The sequence below is a fragment of the Enteractinococcus helveticum genome (assembly GCF_001657475.1).
GTDB classification, from domain to species: Bacteria; Actinomycetota; Actinomycetes; order Actinomycetales; family Micrococcaceae; genus Yaniella; species Yaniella helvetica.
In genome coordinates this window covers 1-635 of the sequence record NZ_LXEY01000063.1, presented here as the reverse complement: position 1 = coordinate 635, position 635 = coordinate 1, and the positions used below count along the sequence as shown (strand labels likewise).

Genomic DNA, 635 nt, shown 5'->3' with positions numbered 1-635 from the left:
CCGGTCCCATTCCGAACCCGGAAGCTAAGACCCACAGCGCCGATGGTACTGCACCCGGGAGGGTGTGGGAGAGTAGGACACCGCCGGACAACCATTCACCAGACCCCCTGACACCCCGTGTCAGGGGGTCTGGCATTTAAGCACACGAAATTGCATGGCGCTCGTGCGTTATCGTTGCATGACGCTGCGTCGCAGGACGGTGAGCGTGAGTACGGAATCCTCAAGCGCTGTGACTGAGTGTTTCTCAGGTGGAACGGGCAGAAGCTGCCCAGCAGCAATCTCCCAGGACCGGTTGTCACCATTGAGCCGGACTTTGCCTTCTAGCACGTGCACAAATCCCTCCTGCGGACTTTCATGTTCGGCCATCTGTTCTCCGCTGAGTATGACCACGAGCGTTTGACGAACTCCATCACCTCGGTAGACCGTGCTGCCCGCTCGTCTTGCAACGGCAGTTTTTGCAGCCTCCAGAAGCACCTCTCGTTCGTCATCGAGGTCGACCAATTGAAGTTGTTTGTGATCAACTAGAACTAGGCCAGATGAGCAGGGAAATCCAGCCAGTTCAGCGGTTGGTTTCCGGCCAAAAGAGCGTCAAGAATCCGGCCAGTTATCCACATGTTTATTGTGTGGTGTTGTCC

Annotated in this window: 1 protein-coding gene and 1 rRNA gene; one reads left to right on the top strand and one right to left on the bottom strand. The window is 56.4% G+C overall.

Annotated features, from left to right (window positions below; genetic code table 11):
* Positions 1-89 (top strand): 5S ribosomal RNA (gene rrf / locus A6F49_RS14490); the annotation flags it as partial.
* Positions 90-168: 79 nt separating this feature from the next.
* On the opposite strand, the gene A6F49_RS18535 is transcribed toward rrf, so the two are convergent.
* Positions 169-390, bottom strand: coding sequence for a cupin domain-containing protein (locus A6F49_RS18535; protein WP_327019977.1), 222 nt, complete (start codon positions 388-390; stop codon positions 169-171).
* Between the last annotated feature and the right edge of the window lie 245 nt (positions 391-635).